Source organism: Citrobacter sp. Marseille-Q6884 (genome assembly GCF_945906775.1).
Classification (GTDB): Bacteria; Pseudomonadota; Gammaproteobacteria; order Enterobacterales; family Enterobacteriaceae; genus Citrobacter.
In genome coordinates this window covers 1327427-1346680 of sequence record NZ_CAMDRE010000002.1, presented here as the reverse complement: position 1 = coordinate 1346680, position 19254 = coordinate 1327427, and the positions used below count along the sequence as shown (strand labels likewise).

At 54.1% G+C, this 19254-nt stretch carries 19 protein-coding genes; 14 read left to right on the top strand and 5 right to left on the bottom strand.

What is annotated here, in order from left to right:
* Positions 1 to 2: 2 nt before the first annotated feature.
* From N7268_RS21650 to N7268_RS21640, 3 genes are all read left to right on the top strand, one after another.
* Positions 3 to 1337, top strand: coding sequence for an HlyD family type I secretion periplasmic adaptor subunit (locus N7268_RS21650; RefSeq protein ID WP_260864421.1), 1335 nt, complete (start codon positions 3 to 5; stop codon positions 1335 to 1337).
* A gap of 155 nt (positions 1338 to 1492) precedes the next feature.
* Entirely contained in the window at positions 1493 to 1780 is a 288-nt protein-coding gene (locus N7268_RS21645) for a VF530 family protein (RefSeq protein WP_260864420.1), read from the top strand.
* Between the two features lie 12 nt (positions 1781 to 1792).
* Positions 1793 to 3160, top strand: a complete 1368-nt coding sequence (locus tag N7268_RS21640) for a glycoside hydrolase family 10 protein (protein WP_260864419.1) — start codon at positions 1793 to 1795, stop codon at positions 3158 to 3160.
* An 18-nt stretch (positions 3161 to 3178) separates the two neighbouring features.
* Here N7268_RS21640 and N7268_RS21635 read toward each other — a convergent pair whose 3' ends face one another.
* The 4 genes from N7268_RS21635 to hdeB form a co-directional block, all read right to left on the bottom strand.
* On the bottom strand, positions 3179 to 4447 hold the full coding sequence (locus N7268_RS21635; protein WP_260864418.1) for a type II toxin-antitoxin system HipA family toxin: 1269 nt from the start codon (positions 4445 to 4447) through the stop codon (positions 3179 to 3181).
* Positions 4440 to 4754 carry a helix-turn-helix domain-containing protein gene (locus N7268_RS21630; RefSeq protein WP_260864417.1) on the bottom strand — a complete coding sequence of 105 codons (315 nt, stop codon included), beginning with the start codon at positions 4752 to 4754 and terminating at the stop codon, positions 4440 to 4442. Before N7268_RS21630 ends, N7268_RS21635 begins: the two co-directional genes overlap by 8 nt.
* 197 nt (positions 4755 to 4951) lie before the next feature.
* Positions 4952 to 6895, bottom strand: a complete 1944-nt coding sequence (locus N7268_RS21625) for a methyl-accepting chemotaxis protein (RefSeq protein ID WP_260864416.1) — start codon at positions 6893 to 6895, stop codon at positions 4952 to 4954.
* Positions 6896 to 7051: 156 nt separating this feature from the next.
* The gene (gene hdeB, locus N7268_RS21620) at positions 7052 to 7381 is read right to left on the bottom strand and encodes an acid-activated periplasmic chaperone HdeB (RefSeq protein ID WP_198904211.1); all 330 of its coding nucleotides are present in this window, start codon (positions 7379 to 7381) and stop codon (positions 7052 to 7054) included.
* Positions 7382 to 7780: 399 nt separating this feature from the next.
* On the opposite strand from hdeB, the gene N7268_RS21615 reads away from it, so the two are divergent.
* From N7268_RS21615 to N7268_RS21585, 7 genes are read left to right on the top strand one after another with little or no spacing between them, the layout of a single operon-like run.
* Positions 7781 to 8647, top strand: a complete 867-nt coding sequence (locus tag N7268_RS21615; protein WP_260864415.1) for a MurR/RpiR family transcriptional regulator — start codon at positions 7781 to 7783, stop codon at positions 8645 to 8647.
* Between the two features lie 14 nt (positions 8648 to 8661).
* Entirely contained in the window at positions 8662 to 9249 is a 588-nt protein-coding gene (ddpX, locus tag N7268_RS21610) for a D-alanyl-D-alanine dipeptidase (RefSeq protein WP_260864414.1), read from the top strand.
* A 15-nt stretch (positions 9250 to 9264) separates the two neighbouring features.
* A complete protein-coding gene (locus tag N7268_RS21605) occupies positions 9265 to 10827 on the top strand; it encodes an ABC transporter substrate-binding protein (protein ID WP_260864413.1) in 1563 nt (520 codons plus the stop codon).
* 48 nt (positions 10828 to 10875) lie between these two features.
* Positions 10876 to 11898 (top strand): ABC transporter permease, encoded by a 1023-nt coding sequence (locus N7268_RS21600; RefSeq protein WP_260864412.1) that lies wholly within the window; start codon positions 10876 to 10878, stop codon positions 11896 to 11898.
* A complete protein-coding gene (ddpC, locus tag N7268_RS21595) occupies positions 11895 to 12791 on the top strand; it encodes a D,D-dipeptide ABC transporter permease (RefSeq protein ID WP_260864411.1) in 897 nt (298 codons plus the stop codon). Before N7268_RS21600 ends, ddpC begins: the two co-directional genes overlap by 4 nt.
* Complete coding sequence (locus tag N7268_RS21590) at positions 12788 to 13774, top strand: ABC transporter ATP-binding protein (protein WP_260864410.1); 987 nt, start codon at positions 12788 to 12790, stop codon at positions 13772 to 13774. The genes ddpC and N7268_RS21590 overlap by 4 nt, the downstream gene beginning before the upstream one ends.
* A complete protein-coding gene (locus N7268_RS21585) occupies positions 13767 to 14717 on the top strand; it encodes an ABC transporter ATP-binding protein (protein WP_260864409.1) in 951 nt (316 codons plus the stop codon). Before N7268_RS21590 ends, N7268_RS21585 begins: the two co-directional genes overlap by 8 nt.
* Here N7268_RS21585 and N7268_RS21580 read toward each other — a convergent pair.
* Complete coding sequence (locus tag N7268_RS21580; protein ID WP_260864408.1) at positions 14714 to 15604, bottom strand: LysR family transcriptional regulator; 891 nt, start codon at positions 15602 to 15604, stop codon at positions 14714 to 14716. The genes N7268_RS21585 and N7268_RS21580 overlap by 4 nt on opposite strands.
* A gap of 142 nt (positions 15605 to 15746) precedes the next feature.
* Between N7268_RS21580 and N7268_RS21575 the strand changes: the two genes are divergently transcribed.
* From N7268_RS21575 to N7268_RS21560, 4 genes are read left to right on the top strand one after another with little or no spacing between them, the layout of a single operon-like run.
* Positions 15747 to 16454, top strand: coding sequence for a CoA transferase subunit A (locus tag N7268_RS21575; protein ID WP_198904202.1), 708 nt, complete (start codon positions 15747 to 15749; stop codon positions 16452 to 16454).
* Positions 16455 to 16456: 2 nt separating this feature from the next.
* On the top strand, positions 16457 to 17113 hold the full coding sequence (locus tag N7268_RS21570; protein ID WP_260864407.1) for a CoA transferase subunit B: 657 nt from the start codon (positions 16457 to 16459) through the stop codon (positions 17111 to 17113).
* Positions 17114 to 17123: 10 nt separating this feature from the next.
* Positions 17124 to 18329, top strand: coding sequence for an acetyl-CoA C-acetyltransferase (locus N7268_RS21565; RefSeq protein ID WP_260864406.1), 1206 nt, complete (start codon positions 17124 to 17126; stop codon positions 18327 to 18329).
* Complete coding sequence (locus N7268_RS21560) at positions 18319 to 19242, top strand: 3-hydroxyacyl-CoA dehydrogenase family protein (protein WP_260864405.1); 924 nt, start codon at positions 18319 to 18321, stop codon at positions 19240 to 19242. Before N7268_RS21565 ends, N7268_RS21560 begins: the two co-directional genes overlap by 11 nt.
* Positions 19243 to 19254: the final 12 nt, after the last annotated feature.

The window sequence follows — 19254 nt, the reverse complement described above, 5'->3', positions numbered from 1 at the left end:
AGATGAAAAAGAACGACAAAAGCACCGAAAATACCAGTCCAGACGGTGTGGATACCAACATCTGGTCGCCGATCCTTCGCGGAATCATCGTGATTGTGCTCGGCGTGGGGGGATTTCTGCTGTGGGCGGTGCAAGCCCCGTTGGATGCCGGTGTGGTCGCAGATGGCACGGTAACCGTGTCGAGCAATCGGAAAACCATTCAGCACCTGAGCGGTGGACGGGTAACGGATATTTTTATTAAAGAAGGCGACATCGTTAAAAAGAATCAGGTACTGGTGCGTCTGGATAAAATGCAGCTCGACATGCGCTTTAGCGCACTCAACGCACAGTATATTTCGGCAAAAAGCATTGAAGACCGTCTGCTGGCAGAACGGGATGGTCTGGAGACGATTGCGTTCAATGAGGCGCTGACACAGCAATTCTCCGGTAATAAGCGTCTGGCGGAGGTCAGGAATTTACAAGCCAAACTCTTTGATACCCGGCGCAAAACGATTCAGGATGAATTATCGATGATTCAGGAAACCCTCGATGGGCTGGTCGGCCAGACGGATAACTTAAACAAAATAAAGGGTTATCGTGACCACCAGTTCAACCTGATTAACCGGGAATTAGGCGCTATTCGCGCGCTGAGTGAGAAGAACTATTATCCCAAAGCGCAATTGCTGGTGCTTGAGCGCGAGGCTGCTGAAATATCCAGCAGTGTCTCAGAAGATATTCTGAATATTGCCAAGCTAAAATCTCAGCAAAATGAATTGAAAATTAAAGCGTATCAGGTGCGCCATCAATATCTGCGGGAAGTCGAATCTGAGCTTACTGAAAACCAGAAAGAGGTCGCGATGCTGGAAGATGAGCTGGTTTCCACCCGCCATGAACTGGATAACACGGAAATTCGCTCGCCGATTAATGGTGTCGTGTTGGATGTTAAGGTCAGTACCATCGGGGGCGTTATTCAGCCCGGTGAGCATCTGATGGATATTGTCGCCGCCGGGCAACCTATGCAGATCGATGCCAAAATCCCCGTGCATGCCATTGATAAACTGGCGCCCGGTCTGACCGTAGACGTTCTGTTCCCTGCTCTAAACCATGCGCTGTTGCCGTCCGTTCCGGCCCGCGTACTGACGATCTCGGCTGACCGCTTAATTGATGAAGCCTCGCAGCAGCCCTATTATCTGGCTGAAGTGCAGGTCTCTTCCGAAGGGGCGCGTTTGCTGGGCGATTACAAAATCAAAGCCGGCATGCCCGCCAGCGTGACGATCAAAACGGGCGAAAGAACCTTTTTAAGTTATCTGTTCAAGCCGTTAATTGCCCGTCTGGAACTGGCATTTAAAGAGTATTGATCGCCTCCCTTTGTTCAGCGAGACAAACCATGGTGCGCCTTTGCGGGCACCATGCCTGTTTATACATTGCTGGTCGCCCTGCTTTCTTGTAACCTTTCGCTTCGCAAGCCTACTACAAGAACCCTTCAATCTGGATACATCGAACTGGACTTCATATGAACGCGCATATTTCTAAAGATCCCTTACATGGCGTCACGCTTGAGATGCAGGTCAATGCGCTGGTTGATCGCTTTGGTTGGGCAGAGTTGAGTCAACGCATTAACATCAACTGTTTTAAAAATGAACCGAGTGTTAAATCCAGCTTAAAGTTTCTGCGTCGTACACCGTGGGCTCGCGCAGAAGTTGAAGCACTGTATCTTGATTCCCTGCATGACGTGGCGCCGATAAAAAGCACGGTGCCTGCTATCGATCCCTGGGCAAACAGCCGCCTGAAGAAAAAATAAGAGCCATATCAGATGTCAGCACCCGGTTTTCTTTCACGTCATCATCAGAAAAAATGGGCGACATTCATTGCCCGTTCACGCAATCTGCTCCCGATAAGCAACGTAAAATGGTTTGCGATGCTTGTCGGCAGCATGCTTTTACTTGGCAGTTGCTCTTCTGAGCCGCCAGCGAAAAAGCCTACGGAGCAACCTCCGGTAACAAAACCTCAGCGTAGCCAGGAGCCGGTTCGCGGTATCTGGCTGGCAACGGTGTCACGTCTTGACTGGCCGCCGATTTCCTCGGTTAACATCAGTTCACCGTCTGTACGTATCAGCCAGCAGCAGAAAGCCCTGACCGATAAGCTGGACAACCTGAAACGTCTTGGGATCAATACCGTTTTCTTCCAGGTGAAACCGGACGCCACCGCGCTCTGGAAATCTAAAATCCTGCCCTGGTCAGACACGCTGACAGGCACGATAGGAGAAGATCCGGGATACGATCCGCTGCAGTTTATGCTCGACGAAGCCCACAAACGCGGCATGAAAGTTCACGCCTGGTTTAACCCCTATCGTGTCTCCGTTAACACGAAGCCATCAACGGTAGCTGAACTCAACCGCACACTGTCTTTGCATCCTGCCAGCGTATATGTCCTGCACCGGGACTGGATCCGCACATCTGGCGAACGTTTTGTGCTCGACCCGGGCATTCCTGAAGCGCGGGATTGGATCACCAGCATCGTGGCAGAGGTTGTCGAGAATTACCCGGTCGATGGCGTGCAGTTTGATGATTACTTCTATACCGAGTCCCCCGGCTCTGCGCTTAACGATTCTCAAACCTTCAGAAAGTACGGTCAGGGATTCGACTCCAAAGCTGACTGGCGGCGGTATAACACGCAACGGCTGATAGAGCAGGTTTCGCAGACCATTAAAAAGAGTAAACCCGAAGTGGAATTCGGCGTCAGTCCAGCAGGCGTGTGGCGTAACCGTTCGCACGATCCCGCGGGCTCCGACACGCGGGGTGCTGCGGCCTATGATGAATCTTATGCTGATACCCGTCGCTGGGTGCAACAAGGTTTGCTGGATTACATCGCCCCGCAGTTGTACTGGCCTTTCGCCCGCGATGCCGCGCGTTATGACGTGCTGGCGAAATGGTGGGCTGACGTGGTGAAATCAACCAACACCCGTCTGTATATCGGGGTCGCACTGTATAAGGTGGGTGAGCCGTCATCAAAAGAGCCCGACTGGGCCGTCAAAGGCGGTGTGCCGGAACTGAAAAAACAGCTCGATTTGAATGAGTCAGAACCCCACATTAACGGCACGATCCTGTTTCGTGAAGATTACCTTAATCAACCACAAACCCAGGATGCGGTGACCTATATTCGCGATCGCTGGGGACGTTAATGTGGAGGGTGTCCGCCGCTACACCGCTAAGCGGCGGACATTTTCATTAATTTGTTTCTGGATGGCCTTCAGGGTGGCCGGTGTGATCTGCTCAGGGTATGTGTCTTTGGCCGTGTCACTCCATGCGGCGGCATACTCACTGATCCTGTCGATAATCTCGTTCACCTTTTCGGTGGAGAGTTCAGCTTCCTGTTCGCCAAGTCTCTGAAGTTGTTTTCGTTCAATATCCAGCGCTTCTCCCATCACATCCATTTGATGATATCCCCCCGGTCCATCGCAGTAGGTGACGTCATACGCCGGAGCCAGCGTCCAGTTGCCTTCTGCCGACATTAAATAAGCAAAGTTTTTCGGATGATCGTCGCGGTTGTTAAATGCCACATTGAAGACAACGCGTTCAAAGGCTTTCGCTTTCTCCCGGACATCATTGGTGCATATTTGGGTCGCGCGTAAAAAGCTTCGGTAATCGAGCGCGCCAGGAACCTGATAATTGGCTCCGGTAAGGGCTGCCAGACTTTGCATAGGAATACGCATCTCCTGCTGGCGGTCGAATCGACGCGTCGCAAATGCGGCCTGCCCATCCGGCAGCGTAAAATAGGCCGTATCGGGGGTGGCGATCCCACATTGCCGCAGGCACTCAGCATAGACCGCCTCGATCGCACAAACTTCGGCATGTTCATGCCTGGCCGGGAATTTTACCAGCCATGCTTCAGCACCGGGCAACGGAGATGTTGTGAATTTAGACGTGACAGTGTCACGATAAAGCAGTGCTTTGGGTCTGGCTCCCTGCGGCGATCCCCCCATCTGGAGCAGTTTTTGCAAAAACTCGCCGCCTTCACCGCTGAGCACTTCCTGAACCTCAGACGCCAGCTGGTCAAGAGGAACCTCTTCCCTCGAGACCTGTTCAGCCTCGGGTTGCACGGGCTGGAACGTCATGGCGCCCATCGCATTGTTACCGACCCAGGTTAATCGCTCTAACGGGCCAATGCGTGCAGCGTGTAATCCGCGACGTTTAAATAAACGATCCATCAGTAACATGCCCCAACCATCGGGCAGCGAATCATACACCGGGCCGGGTAATCCCAGTTGATGAGCGGGGAAATCTCTGCGCAGACGCGGTCCATTCAGTGGCAACGTTAACCGGGATAGCTCCAGACCTTTGCGAATGGCGTCGTCACTGTATTCGAATGCGATCAAAGGGCGTCCGGTCAGTGCGGTTGAGGAAACCAGTTTCCCCCAGAGCCATTTTTCACCCCAGCCTTCATAAAAGATCGCGATTTGTTCAGGCATCCGATTTTTTCCTTTTCACCCGCTGGCGTGCGGCACTCTTCTCGTAACGCAAGATATCGTCCAGGCTGTCAATTTTAGGCTTGAACAGATCTTCCAGCGCCTCGCCATAACCTAACACCATGGCGACTTTGACCAGGCTTTCAAAGCCTACGTTCTTACCTGCTTCCAGGTTGGATACGGTGTTTACCCCTATTCCCGAACGGGCAGCCACATCCGCTTGCGTCATCTGTCTGGCCAGGCGTTCTTTGCGCAGTCGGTCGCAAAGCAGCTTGACGATATCGTCTGGTGTATGAAGTGTTAAATCCATAATAATGTGCCTTATGTGTAAAAATCGGCATTTACACACAATATTATAGAGTTATGAGGATTAAATCGCAAAGTCGATTAAAACACAAAATAAGGGAGATATGTCAGAAAATCGGCCATAAGCCACGTTATAAAGGATTTAACAGAGGTGACGGGCTACAAAATAAGAACGCCCTCGAAAGAGCGTTCATAGTGTTATCAGGCGCTGATCGGTTCAGGCAACCTGAATGAAGAGACCAGCAAGGCCAGTTGTTCGGCCTCTTCTTTGAGTGCCTGTGTTCGCGCGGCGGCGTCATCAATTAACGAAGCGTTCTGTTGCACAGTGCTGTCCATTTCCGTCACCGCCAGCGTAACTTCGGAAACTCCTTTTCGCTGCTCTTCGCCTGCGACACGAATCTCGCCCATCAGTTGGCGAACCTGTCGCACATTGTTGACCAGTTCTCCCAGACGTTCCCCGGCATGGTGAATTTGCTGACTGCTGCTGCCAACATGGGAAACAGACTCATCAATCAGCGCTTTGATTTCCTGGGCGGCTGTTGCACTGCGCTGCGCCAGGGTGCGAACTTCCGAAGCCACGACAGCAAATCCTCTGCCTGCATCACCCGCTCTTGCCGCTTCAACGGCGGCATTCAACGCCAGAATGTTTGTCTGGAATGCGATACTGTCGATGACCGCGACAATTTCCACCATTCTTCCTGACGAGTTGCTGACATTATCCATCGTAGAGATCACGCCCTGCATGACATCGCCGCAGCGGTTAGCGGTTTGCGCGGTGCTGTCAGATAGCTCATCGGCCAGTTGTGTATTGCTCGTATTCTGATGAACGGTCGCATTTAATTGTTCCATGGCAGCGGAGCTCTCTTCCAGCGCCGCTGCCTGCTGCGTCACGCGTGATGAGAGTTCCATATTGCTGTCTGCCAGGCTGACTGCGTTATTTGCCACCACCACGCTACTGCTTCTGACGGTGATCAGAATGGCCGAAATCTTATCAACAAACAGGTTAAATGCCTCGGCGATATCGGAGATCTCATCTTTACCGCGCACATCCAGTCTTCGGGTCAGATCGCCTTCTCCTTGCGCGATGTCATCGAGCGCACGACGGGTATCGTCCAGACGGGAGATCAGTCTGCGAACCACCAGCCAGGAGCCCGCCAGCAAGAGAGTCATGACCGGAATCAAGACTTCCAGCACGTCCTGCATCATCACTTTGGCTAAACCAACAATCCGCGATTCCGGTGTCACCAGACCGACGACCCAGCCGGTATCCGCCATCGGGAACAGCATCACCCGTGATGGCGCATTCAGCAGGTTGTCCTTTTCGAGCGTAATGGTTTTCACTCCCTCCGTCGCACGAAGCGACTTCAGACCCTTTTCCACCGGGCTAAGCCACTGTGCGCTACGCGCCAGCTCACTAAAGGTTTTATCTTTGGTTTTATCTGCCTGTGGGAAATACAGGATCTGCCCCTGCTTATCCACCACGAACGCATACCCCCCGGTACTGTTTCCTTGCTGTTGCATAAAGGTGGCGACGTTATCCAGACGAATATCGGTCGTCGCTACCCCGGCAAACTTACCGGCCAGCAGATAAGGAATACTGCAGGTCACCATGTTTACGCCAGAACTGGCGTCCTGATAAACATCAGACCAGAGACAATTATTTTGCGAATGTCCCTTCGCATGCTGATACCAGCTTTCGTTGTGGTAACCGCTGGAGCCTTCTGCGTTGTAGTCATTAGAAAATACCAGTTTTCCCTCGGCGTTACGCGCCCAGAAGAAGCTACGCCGCTCCACGCCTGCGGTGAATGCATCAGGCTCTGGCCAGATCCCCCCGCCGGTAATAATCGAGTTTTTATCTTCGCCAATCAGATGCGGGACGACGCTTTGATACAGAGATTCATCGTTAGGCAGCACTTCTGCCAGCCGTGACAAACTGACCGTTTCACCCTCAATACGTGACAACACGGTACTCAATTGACGGGTTAAACCTTGCCCCGTTTCTTCTATCAGGTCGGAATTGATCTCAACGACGCGCGGCTGACCGCGCCAGAGCATAATCGCCACAATTACCAGGGTGGTGACTGCAAGCAGCAGTATGCCCCCGATGGTCAGGCGAGTTGAAATACGAGTGGGATACCAGGCCATACAAACTCCTTCTGTAAAAGGCTAACTTTTATCCAGTATCGGCACAGGTATTTATATCTTTATGCTGTTTCAGCGGGTGGGATTAAATTAATAAAGTGACGTTGTCACATATAACAAAACCCAGCACTTTGGCTGGGTTTTAATAACGGCGTAATCTTATTTAGATAATTCTTTTTTGATTTCGTCTTTTATTTTGCTTAATTCACTCTGCGGATGTTTTTTGCAAAGTTCAACGGTCAGAGGAACCGCTGTGGTGATAGTTTCGTTATAGTCTACGAAGTCACCGCCTTTGAAGTCTTCGTCTTCATTCAGTACCCAGAAGGCCACAGGAGCCATCGTTTGTGGGTTCAAATCAACAAATTCCTGGCAGCTCATGCCTTTCGGGGTAACCTCTGTTTTGGCGTTATCTGTAGCTGCATTGACGCTTACACTGGTTAACAGCGCTGCGACCAGAATACCTGCTGTAGAAAGGGAGAATTTATTCATTGTTGTACTCCATTTATAATATAGATAATATCTACACTCGCGCTTTAAACCGTTAATGTAGTTCGGAAAAAATAATACCCCTACAATCTGAAGAATAAAGATCACCGCCCTTGATATGGCTGAAATTTATATTTCACATTACCGATTCTGATGTATGGCTATTCAGACTGCTCACAATGTGATCACCCCGACGAAATCGACAGATTCCTACCCCACTTTCCCTGCCGTTGCACCAAAACTGAACTATGCTGCACAAATGTTGATCATTGGTTAATAAAATTAATCGTTTTTTAACAAAAAACAGCGGCGAGCCGTTGCCGTAGACATGGCACGCGTCCTGCATTGTTAATTCAGTAACAGAGAAGCGGTAACTGACAGACAACTAACAGTGAGATGGTGATGACATCGAAACCTGAGTTATTTGCCCGCGTGGAACAGACATTCAGCCAGCTAACGCCCAGCGAAAAGCGTGTTGCCGGCTGGCTGTTAGCGCATGCTGCACAGATCCCGTTTGAAACAGCGGATGGCATTGCCCGGGCAGCGGGAACCAGCGGCATTACCGTCGGCCGCTACCTGCGTAAACTGGGTTTTCGTAATCTGGAAGATGCCAAAGCCAGTTTGCGCGAATTGCCCGTCATCCCCTATCAGCCCTGGGGAATGAACGAGCGTCTGGATTCCTGGCACCAGCAGCAGAGCCTGCCGGATCGCGCAAATCAGTCGCTGTTACTGGAAATTGATGCAATTACCCATGTCTACCAGCTTGCGCAGGGCGAGACCTTTTTGCGTATTGCCCAGCGGCTGGCGCATGCAGAAGCCGTCTATATTCTCGGGATCCAATCCACCCGGGGGATCGCCAACGCCTTTTTTAGTCATCTGGAATATTTACGGCCAAAAGTGATCTACTCAGAAGGCCTTTCCGGCAGCTGGGTTGAGTCGCTGAATTCAGGGTTTAACCAACCCTATGTGGTGATAACCGATCTGCGCGCCTACGCGGCAACGTCCCGTCAGTATTGCCGTGTCGCCAGTGAACGCAACATCCCACTGGCGCTGATTACCGATGTCTGGTGTCCATGGGCCAGAGACTATGCCATTGATTTATTACAGGTGAAAACCGACACCGGACATTTCTGGGATTCCCTTGCGCCCGTGAGCTGTCTGTTCAACTTATTACTCTCCGCAGTGGTGGCGCAACTGGGCGACACCCTTACGGGGCGCCTGCAAACCAACCGACAGTTACAACAACAATTTGGTCAATTCGAACAATAAACAGGAAACGTGCTATGTCAGATACCCCAGAGCTGGTCGATCTGTCAGTGATATTCCCGTCACTGCACATCGATCTCAAATATGCCACCTCCGATAACATTACCGGCGCGCCTATCTATCGGGAAGCGCGTTGCCTGTTACACACTGATGCGGTCTCAGCGCTGGCCAAAAGCATCAGTATTGCGCAACTGGCGGGTCTATCCCTGGTGGTGTATGACGCCTATCGCCCGCAACAGGCGCAGGCGGTGCTGTGGAATGCCTGTCCTGACCCGCAGTATGTCGTCGATGTGGCGATTGGCTCTAATCACAGCCGTGGCACGGCCATTGATTTGACGTTGATGGATGAGCGCGGCAACGTTCTTGATATGGGCGCGGATTTTGACGAAATGCACGACCGTTCTCACGCCTGGCACCCTTCTGTTCCCCCGGCAGCGCAGCGTAACCGGCTATTGCTCAATGCCATTATGCACGGCGGCGGCTTTGTCGGAATAAGCAGCGAATGGTGGCATTTTGAATTGCCTGACGCTGCGCGCTACCCGCTACTGGATGATCACTTTGCCTGTTTTCCTGTCCCACAAATAACAACACAACACGCCCTTTGATTCTGGAGCCTGGTTATGAAGACTACACCTGCATTGACATCGTTTTTTCGCCCCGCTCTGATTGCCATTGCGCTGGCGGCCGCTTTGCCTGCCGCGCAGGCTGCTGTACCCAAAGATATGCTGGTCATTGGTAAAGCGGCCGACCCGCAGACGCTCGATCCCGCCGTCACCATCGACAACAACGACTGGACGGTGACCTATCCTTCCTATCAGCGCCTGGTGCAGTACAAAACCGAGGGAGATAAAGGCTCAACGGAAGTTGAAGGCGATTTAGCCAGCGGCTGGAAAGCGTCTGACGATCAGAAAGAGTGGACGTTCACACTGAAAAACGATGCCAAATTTGCCGACGGTACGCCTGTCACCGCAGACGCGGTGAAGCAGTCTTTTGAGCGTTTACTTAAAATTGGTCAGGGTCCTGCCGAAGCATTCCCGAAAGATCTGAAGGTGGAAGCCATCGATGCCAGTACGGTGAAATTTACCCTCAGCCAGCCCTTCGCGCCGTTCCTGTATACGCTGGCGAATGACGGTGCCTCCATCATCAACCCGGCAATCTTAAAAGAACATGCCGCTGACGACGCTCGTGGATTCCTCGCGCAAAACACAGCCGGATCGGGTCCCTTCATGCTGAAGAGCTGGCAAAAAGGACAGCAACTGGTGCTGGTGCCGAACCCACATTATGCTGGCTCAAAGCCCGCGTTTAAGCGTGTATCGGTAAAAATCATCGGTGAAAGTGCTTCCCGTCGCCTGCAGTTGTCGCGTGGGGATATCGACATTGCTGATGCGCTTCCCGTTGACCAACTGGCCGCCTTAAAACAAGAAGGTAAAGTCAAGGTCGCGGATTACCCTTCGCTGCGCGTGACCTACCTGTATCTGAATAACAGCAAAGCACCTCTTAATCAGGTGGATTTGCGCCGCGCTATTTCGTGGTCAACCGACTACAAGGGAATGGTAAAAGGTATTCTGAGTGGTAACGGGAAGCAGATGCGCGGCCCAATTCCTGAAGGGATGTGGGGCTTTGACCAAAAGGCCATGCAGTACAGCTTTGATGAAGCGAAAGCCAAAGCCGCATGGGATAAAGTGGCGACGAAGCCCGACAGTCTGAGTTTCCTTTACTCGGATAATGACCCTAACTGGGAGCCCATCGCGCTGGCTACCCAGGCCAGTCTCGGCAAGCTGGGGATTAAAGTGAAGCTCGAAAAACTGGCGAATGCCACCATGCGTGACCGTGTCGGTAAAGGGGATTACGACATCGCCATCGGCAACTGGAGCCCGGACTTCGCAGACCCGTATATGTTTATGAACTACTGGTTTGAGTCAGATAAGAAAGGCTTACCGGGTAACCGTTCATTCTATGAAAACAGTGAAGTCGATAAGCTGCTGCGTAGCGCGTTGTCCACCACCGATCAGGTGGCCCGAACCAATGATTATCAGCAGGCGCAAACCATCGTGATTGATGAGGCCGCCTACGTCTATTTATTCCAGAAAAACTACCAGCTGGCGATGAACAAAGAGGTTAAAGGCTTTGTATTCAATCCGATGCTGGAACAGGTCTTCAACATCTCCACCATGAGTAAGTAAATACGCCACGTTTATGCGGAGCCGTATTGGCTCCGCAAGGGGAAGCCAATGACTTTCTGGAGCATTTTACGCCAGCGCTGCTGGGGACTCGTCCTGGTGGTTGCCGGTGTTTGCGTGATTACCTTTATTATTTCGCACCTGATCCCGGGTGACCCCGCGCGGCTGCTGGCGGGCGATCGCGCCAGCGATGAAATTGTCGAAAACATTCGCCAACAACTGGGGCTGAATCAACCGCTGTATGTCCAGTTTTTTCGCTACGTCAGCGATATTTTCCAGGGGGATTTGGGCACCTCGATTCGTACCGGACGCCCGGTGCTGGATGAACTGCGCATATTCTTCCCCGCCACGCTTGAGCTGGCTTTTTGTTCTCTTCTGCTGGCGCTGATTATCGGTATTCCGCTGGGCATTCTCTCTGCCGTCTGGCGTAACCGCTGGCTTGATCACATCGTTCGGTTAATGGCGATCACCGGCATTTCAACGCCCGCGTTCTGGCTGGGACTGGGCGTTATCGTTCTGTTTTATGGCCATCTGCAAATTTTACCCGGCGGTGGGCGGCTTGATGACTGGCTGGATCCGCCCGCACACGTCACCGGGTTCTACCTGATTGATGCGCTGCTGGAAGGGAATGGCGAGGTCTTCTTCAATGCGCTCCAGCATCTGATCCTGCCTTCTCTGACGCTGGCCTTTGTCCATCTGGGGATCGTCGCTCGCCAGATTCGCTCGGCCATGCTGGAGCAACTGAGTGAAGATTATATCCGCACCGCCCGCGCCAGCGGTTTACCAGGCTGGTACATCATTTTGTGTTACGCGCTACCGAATGCGTTAATCCCGTCAATCACCGTGCTGGGTCTGGCGCTGGGGGATCTGCTTTATGGTGCGGTGTTAACCGAAACAGTCTTCGCCTGGCCGGGCATGGGCGCCTGGGTGGTGACGTCGATTCAGGCACTCGATTTTCCGGCAGTAATGGGATTTGCCATTGTGGTCTCCTTTGCATATGTCCTGGTCAATCTGGTGGTGGACTTACTTTATCTGTGGATCGACCCACGTATCGGACGCGGAGGTGCTGAATGATGCTCTCACAAGAAACGCCCGCCACCTCCCCGACAACACGCCGTCGCACCGACTGGGCAAAACTGTTCTGGATGGTGAAAGGCAGTCCTCTGACGCTGATTGGCGGCATGATCATTGTATTGATGCTGCTGTTGATGGTGCTGTCACCGTGGCTCACCCCTTTCGACCCCAATGCTATCGACCTGAGCGCTCGCCTGCTTGCGCCTTCCACAACCCACTGGTTTGGCACTGACGAGGTGGGCCGCGATTTGTTTAGCCGCGTCCTGGTGGGCAGTCAGCAGTCGATCGTCGCCGGTCTGGTGGTTGTTGGCATCGCCGGCGGTGTGGGTTCTCTGGTCGGCTGTTTGTCCGGTGTGATGGGCGGACGGGCCGACGCTGTCATCATGCGCGTGATGGATGTCATGCTGTCGATCCCGTCACTGGTTCTGACGATGGCGCTCGCCGCTGCGCTGGGACCCAGCCTGTTTAACGCCATGCTGGCGATTGCGATTGTGCGTATCCCATTTTATGTCCGTCTGGCGCGCGGGCAAACTCTGGTGGTTCGCCAGTTTACTTACGTGCAGGCGGCTCGTACCTACGGCGCATCCCGCTGGCATCTGATCAGCTGGCATATATTACGTAATTCGCTGCCGCCGCTGATCGTGCAGGCCTCGCTGGACATTGGTAGTGCGATCCTGATGGCAGCCACGCTGGGATTTATCGGACTGGGGGCACAACAACCCAGCGCCGAATGGGGAGCGATGGTCGCGATTGGTCGCAACTATGTGCTTGACCAGTGGTGGTATTGCGCATTCCCGGGTGCCGCCATTTTGATCACTGCCGTGGGCTTTAATCTCTTTGGTGACGGTATTCGCGACCTGCTTGATCCGAAAGCCGGAGGAAAACAGTCATGACACAACCTGTACTGGAAATCGAAGATTTACACCTGAGCTTCCCCGGTTATAAGGCCGACGTGCATGCGCTGAACCATGTTTCGCTGCATATCAACCGGGGAGAGATTGTTGGCGTGGTTGGTGAATCCGGTTCCGGTAAATCGGTGACCGCCATGCTCGCCATGCGTTTGCTGCCGGAGGAAAGTTATCACATTCATCAGGGGCGCGTTTTGCTGCTTGGCGAAGATGTGTTGAACGCCAGCGAGAAACAGATGCGTAAATGGCGAGGTGACCGTGTGGCGATGATTTTCCAGGAGCCGATGACGGCGCTGAATCCAACCCGACGTATTGGGCAACAAATGGTCGAGGTCATTCGTCATCATCAGTCGCTCAGCCGTGGGGATGCCCGGCAGAAAGCCATTGCTTTACTGGAGGAGATGCAAATCCCGGACGCCCCGGAAGTCATGACGCGTTTTCCGTTTGAGCTTTCCGGCGGGATGCGCCAGCGCGTAATGATTGCGCTGGCCTTTTCCTGCGAACCGGATCTGATTATTGCCGATGAACCGACGACCGCGCTGGATGTGACGGTGCAACTGCAGGTGCTGCGGTTGCTCAGACACAAAGCGCGCGCCAGTGGAACGGCCGTACTGTTTATCAGCCATGATATGGCCGTGGTCTCGCAGCTGTGTGACAGGTTGTACGTCATGTATGCCGGAAGCGTCATTGAAAGTGGCCCGACGCAAACCGTCATTGAACATCCGACGCATCCCTACTCTATTGGCCTGTTGAAATGTGCGCCAGAACATGGCGAACCGCGGACACCGTTGCCTGCCATTCCGGGAACCGTACCCAACCTGAGCTGCCTGCCCACCGGATGCGCATTCCGTGAACGTTGCTTTGCCGCAGGATCCCAATGCGAAGAGACACCGGCGTTACGCACTCAGGGACGTTTTGAACAACAATCTGCCTGCTGGTATCCGCAACTGGAGACAACACATGTCTGATATTTTACTGGCGCTTGATGATGTCCACGTTAACTTCCCGGCTCGTAAAAACTGGCTGGGTAAAGTGACTGAGCGCGTGCATGCGCTTAATGGAATGGATTTACAGATCCGCCAGGGTGAAACGCTGGGAATTGTCGGTGAATCAGGGTGCGGGAAAAGTACGCTGGCGCAGTTGCTAATGGGCATGCTCAAGCCCAGTCAGGGGAACTACTCCCGCCATAGCACGCCACAAAACCGTGCGAACAACGGGATGCAGATGGTGTTCCAGGACCCGCTTTCGTCTCTGGACCCTCGCTTACCGGTCTGGCGGATCATCACTGAACCGGTGTGGATCCAGCAGCGAAGCCCGGAGCGGGAACGCCGGGCACTGGCTGAAGAACTGGCGCTGCAGGTAGGCATCCGACCGGAATATCTTGATCGTCTGCCACATGCGTTTTCTGGGGGACAGCGCCAGCGTATTGCCATCGCCAGGGCGTTATCCTCAAAGCCGGATGTAATTGTGCTCGACGAACCCACTTCGGCACTGGATATCTCCGTCCAGGCGCAAATCCTTAATCTGCTGGTATCGCTCCAGGCGCAAAGAAAACTGACCTTCGTGCTGATCTCGCATAACGTGTCCGTGGTGCGGCATATGAGCGATCGTGTGGCCGTGATGTACCTTGGGCAAATTGTTGAACTGGGCGATGCGCAGCAGGTATTAACTCACCCAGCTCACCCTTACACACGTCTGTTGCTCGATTCGGTTCCCAAAACCGGCATGCCGCTGGCTGAAAATCTGGTCTTGCGCAAAACCGAACTGCCGGGCAACCGTACCTTGCCGCAGGGGTGCTTTTTCCGCGACAGATGCCCGCTGGCGACTCGTGGCTGCGAGAATAAACAGGTCTTGCTGAAGGGGGAAACCGGACATGACGTCCGCTGCTGGCGAGCCGCCGAAATCGTCTAGGCCAGATAGGCCTTTTTCAGCGTGTCTACCAGCACCTCGGACGCGGTGGAGAGCTTATGATGTGCGGAACGCAGGATGCCGATCCGTCGCTGGATCACCGGGCTGTCCAGTTCGATACAGGTTGCCCCGAGCTCGGTCATTTGTGTACGACAGAGCGCGGGCACCGCACTGCCACCTAACCCATTTGCCACCAGACGCCCGATGGTGACCAGTTGATGACTCTCCAGCGCAACTTCCAGTGCGTGGCCGCTCTGCACCAACTGCTCTTCAAGCATCAAACGTACGGCAGATGGCCGCTGCAGCGTAATGAAATCCAGCGTCAGCAGTTCTTTCCAGGTAATCCGTTCCCGACCCGCCAACCGGCACGAGGGGGGAACAATGGCAATAAACCGATCCATCCCGAGCGGTGTAAAATGAAGGTGCCCGGAATAGTCCGGTTCGAAAGCGATCCCCATTTCCACACGCCCTTCGCTCACCATTTCGATGACCTGCTCGTTTATCACGTCATGAACCGTCACGTTGATGCCGCCGTAGCAGTCGCGGAAAGTTTTGAGTACCGGCGGCAGCACGTTAGTGGCGAACGAAGGCATTGCGGCAATCGAGATTTTACCGCGTTGCAGCGTAAAGTGCTGGCGCATGGCTTCTTCGGTGTTTTCCCAGTCAGCGAGCAGTTGCCGCCCCATCGTCAGTAGCGTTTCCCCTTCCTGCGTCAGGATCACTTTGCGGGTGGTTCTTAACAGTAAAGCCCCACCCAGGGAGTCCTCCAGACCTTTAATCGCCAGGCTTAACGCGGGCTGTGACATATTCAGCCGTTCACTGGCATGAGCAAAATTCAGAGTGTGAGCTACCGCTAAAAACGCGCGTAACTGTTTGATGCTCATTCTCATTACTCATTCCTTTAACTTGTTGAATACCTTTAATTAACATTAAATTGATAAAAAAACCCAATGAGTGAGTCACAAATTTAAAATTAACAAATCATTTTTCACCCCCAATGATGTCGGCAAGGACAACTGGAGGGGCAAGTGTATGGCTGGACTGGATAAACGGGTCGCCACGTATCAAGAGGCGCTGGAAGGACTGACCGACAACATGACGCTGCTGGCGGGCGGTTTTGGCTTATGCGGTATTCCTGAAAACCTGATTGCAGAGGTACGCCGCCGGGAGGTTCAGGGACTCACGGTCGTTTCAAACAACTGTGGCGTGGACGGTTTTGGTCTCGGCGTGCTGCTGGAGACACGTCAGGTACGCAAAGTAGTCGCCTCCTATGTGGGTGAAAATGCGTTGTTTGAACAACAGGTGCTGAGTGGCGAGCTGGAAGCCATTCTGACGCCGCAAGGGACGCTGGCAGAGCAGTTACGTGCAGGCGGCGCGGGGATCCCGGCCTTCTTCACTGCGACCGGATACGGGACGCCCGTGGCTGAAGGGAAAGAGGTTCGTGAGTTTGCCGGCCGCCCTTACATCATGGAACAGGCGATTACCGGTGATTTTGCGCTGGTTAAAGGCTGGAAAGCCGACTGGTACGGCAACGTTATTTATCGCCATACCGCGCAGAATTTTAATCCGCTAATGGCGGTGGCCGGGCGTATTACGGTCGTGGAAGTTGAAGAGATTGTCCCTCCCGGAGAGCTGGACCCTGCCGCGATTCACACCCCTGGGATTTACGTTAACCGCATCATTCAGGGGCAGTTTGAAAAACGTATTGAACAACGCACCCTACGCCACAAAGGAGCCTGACCATGTTAACGCGTGAACAAATGGCGATGCGTGTCGCCCGTGAGCTGCGCGACGGCTATTACGTCAACCTGGGGATCGGCATCCCGACGCTGGTGGCAAATTACATTCCCGACGGCATGGACGTGATGCTGCAATCGGAAAATGGCCTGCTCGGGATGGGACCATTCCCCACCGAAGACGAGCTGGATGCCGACATGATCAACGCAGGAAAACAGACCGTGACGGCGCGTGAAGGCGCAGCGATTTTCGACTCCGCGCAATCCTTCGCCATGATCCGCGGCGGTCATGTTGACCTGACGGTACTCGGCGCATTTGAGGTGGATACCCACGGCAATATCGCCTCGTGGATGATCCCGGGGAAAATGGTGAAAGGCATGGGAGGCGCGATGGATCTGGTGGCTGGCGCGGAAAATATCATTGTGGTGATGACCCACGCGTCCAAAAGCGGTGAGTCCAAATTGCTGCCTGCCTGCACCCTGCCGCTGACCGGTGTGGCCTGTATTAAACGTGTACTTACCGATCTGGCGCTACTGGAAATCGCCGATGGCACCTTCATTCTGCGCGAACGCGCGCCAGGTGTCAGCGTAGATGAGATTGTCGCCAGAACCGCAGGCAAGCTGGTCATCCCCGATCATGTCCCCGAAATGCAATTCAACTGAGGAGCTGACCATGCAGGATGTTGTTATTGTCGCGGCAACGCGCACACCGATTGGCAGTTTTCATGGCGCACTGGCTCCTCTTTCCGCCGTGGAGTTAGGCACGGCGGTGATCCGCGCTTTGCTGGAAAAAACCGCCGTCGCACCGGAACTCATTGATGAGGTGATCTTAGGCCAGGTGCTGACGGCGGGTTGCGGTCAGAACCCTGCCAGGCAAACGGCGTTACGTGCCGGATTGCCGGTGACCACGCCTGCACTGACGATCAATCTGGTGTGCGGGTCGGGGCTGAAAGCGGTACACCAGGCGGTGCAGGCGATCCGCTGTGGCGATGCGGAAATCGTCATTGCGGGCGGTCAGGAGAGCATGAGCAATGTCCCCTATTTTCTCGACGGCGCACGTGCCGGTTTACGCCTGGGGCATGCCAGCCTGAAAGACAGCGTGGTGCATGACGGGCTGTGGGATGCGTTTAACGACTACCACATGGGGATCACCGCTGAAAACCTGGCGGATAAGTTCGCCATCAGCCGCGAACAGCAGGATGCCTTTGCGCTGCTCTCCCAGCAGAAAGCGGCGGCGGCTATCGAGGCCGGTCGGTTTAGTGCAGAAATTACTCCCGTCAGCGTCCCACAAGGAAAAAAATCCCCCCGTCTGGTCACCCACGATGAACAACCTCGCCCGGATACGCAGGCGGAAAAACTGGCGCAACTGAAACCGGCATTTCGCCCGGGTAACGGCTCGGTTACGGCGGGTAATGCGTCATCATTAAATGACGGCGCCGCGGCGGTTATGCTGATGAGCGCCGCCAAAGCCGCAGCGTTGAAGCTTCCGGTGCTGGCCCGTGTCACAGGCTATGCGGTTTCAGGCGTTGATCCGGCGATCATGGGCATTGGCCCGGTGGAAGCCTCACTGCAGTGCCTGAAACGTGCGGGCTGGACGCTGGATGATGTGGATCTTATTGAAGCCAACGAAGCGTTTGCCGCCCAGGCGCTGGCGGTCGGCGAATCGCTGAACTGGGACAGCAACAAAGTGAACGTCAATGGCGGCGCCATTGCCCTCGGTCATCCGATTGGTTCCTCCGGTTGCCGCATCCTGGTGACCCTGCTGCACGAAATGGCTCGCCGCGACGTGACCAAAGGACTGGCCACACTGTGCGTCGGTGGCGGTCAGGGCGTGGCGCTGACGGTTGAACGCCCGACAGGAGCACAACATGCAAACTAATCACATCAGCGTGCTGGGTGCCGGATTAATGGGCGTCGGTATCGCCACCCATTTTGCCCGCTTTGGTCATGATGTCTGGTTATATGATACCGACAACAACCGGATTGCCGATATTGCGACCGTTGCCAGTGGGATCCTCGATGAACTGATCGCCACCGACGCGTTTGCGGATACCGACAAAACGACGGTGCTGAGTCGGTTGCACGGTACAGGTTCGCTGGAGGATCTCGCGATATCAGGATTACTGATTGAAGCGATCCCGGAACGAATCGAACTCAAACACGCGCTGTATGCGCAACTCGAAGCGCTGATCGCCCCTGAGGCGGTTATCGCCAGTAACACCAGCGGTCTGCCACCGGACGCGCTGGCCGCAAATCTCGCCCATCCGGAGCGGTTGTTGATTGCCCATTTCTGGCATCCGCCACACTTTATTCCGTTAGTCGAAATCGTGCCTGGCACAGCGACAAAACCAGAGTACCTCCGTGAGTTACAACAACTGTTGGTGTCGATGCAGCTTGAGGCAGTCGTGCTCGACCGCGCCGCGCCCGGTTTCGTCGGCAACCGTCTGCAGTTCGCCCTGTTGCGTGAAGCCCTGCATATCGTCAAAAGCGGCATTGCCAGCGCGGAAGTGGTGGATCAGGTCATGCGCGCCTCGCTGGGTCGTCGCTATGCGATGGTCGGTCCGCTGGAAGCGGCAGATATGACCGGACTTTCAACGGTGCAGGACATTTGTCGCCATCTGCTACCGGAACTCGCCACCGGTAGCGACATGATGTCACTCGTCGCTGAAAAGGTGGCACGCGGTGATACCGGCTTGCGCAGCGGTCAGGGATTTTATCGCTGGGATGATTCGCGCAAGGAATACATCCAGCAACGCAGAGAGCATCAATTGCGCTTTGCCCTGAAACCGTAACTTCTCTTTCTG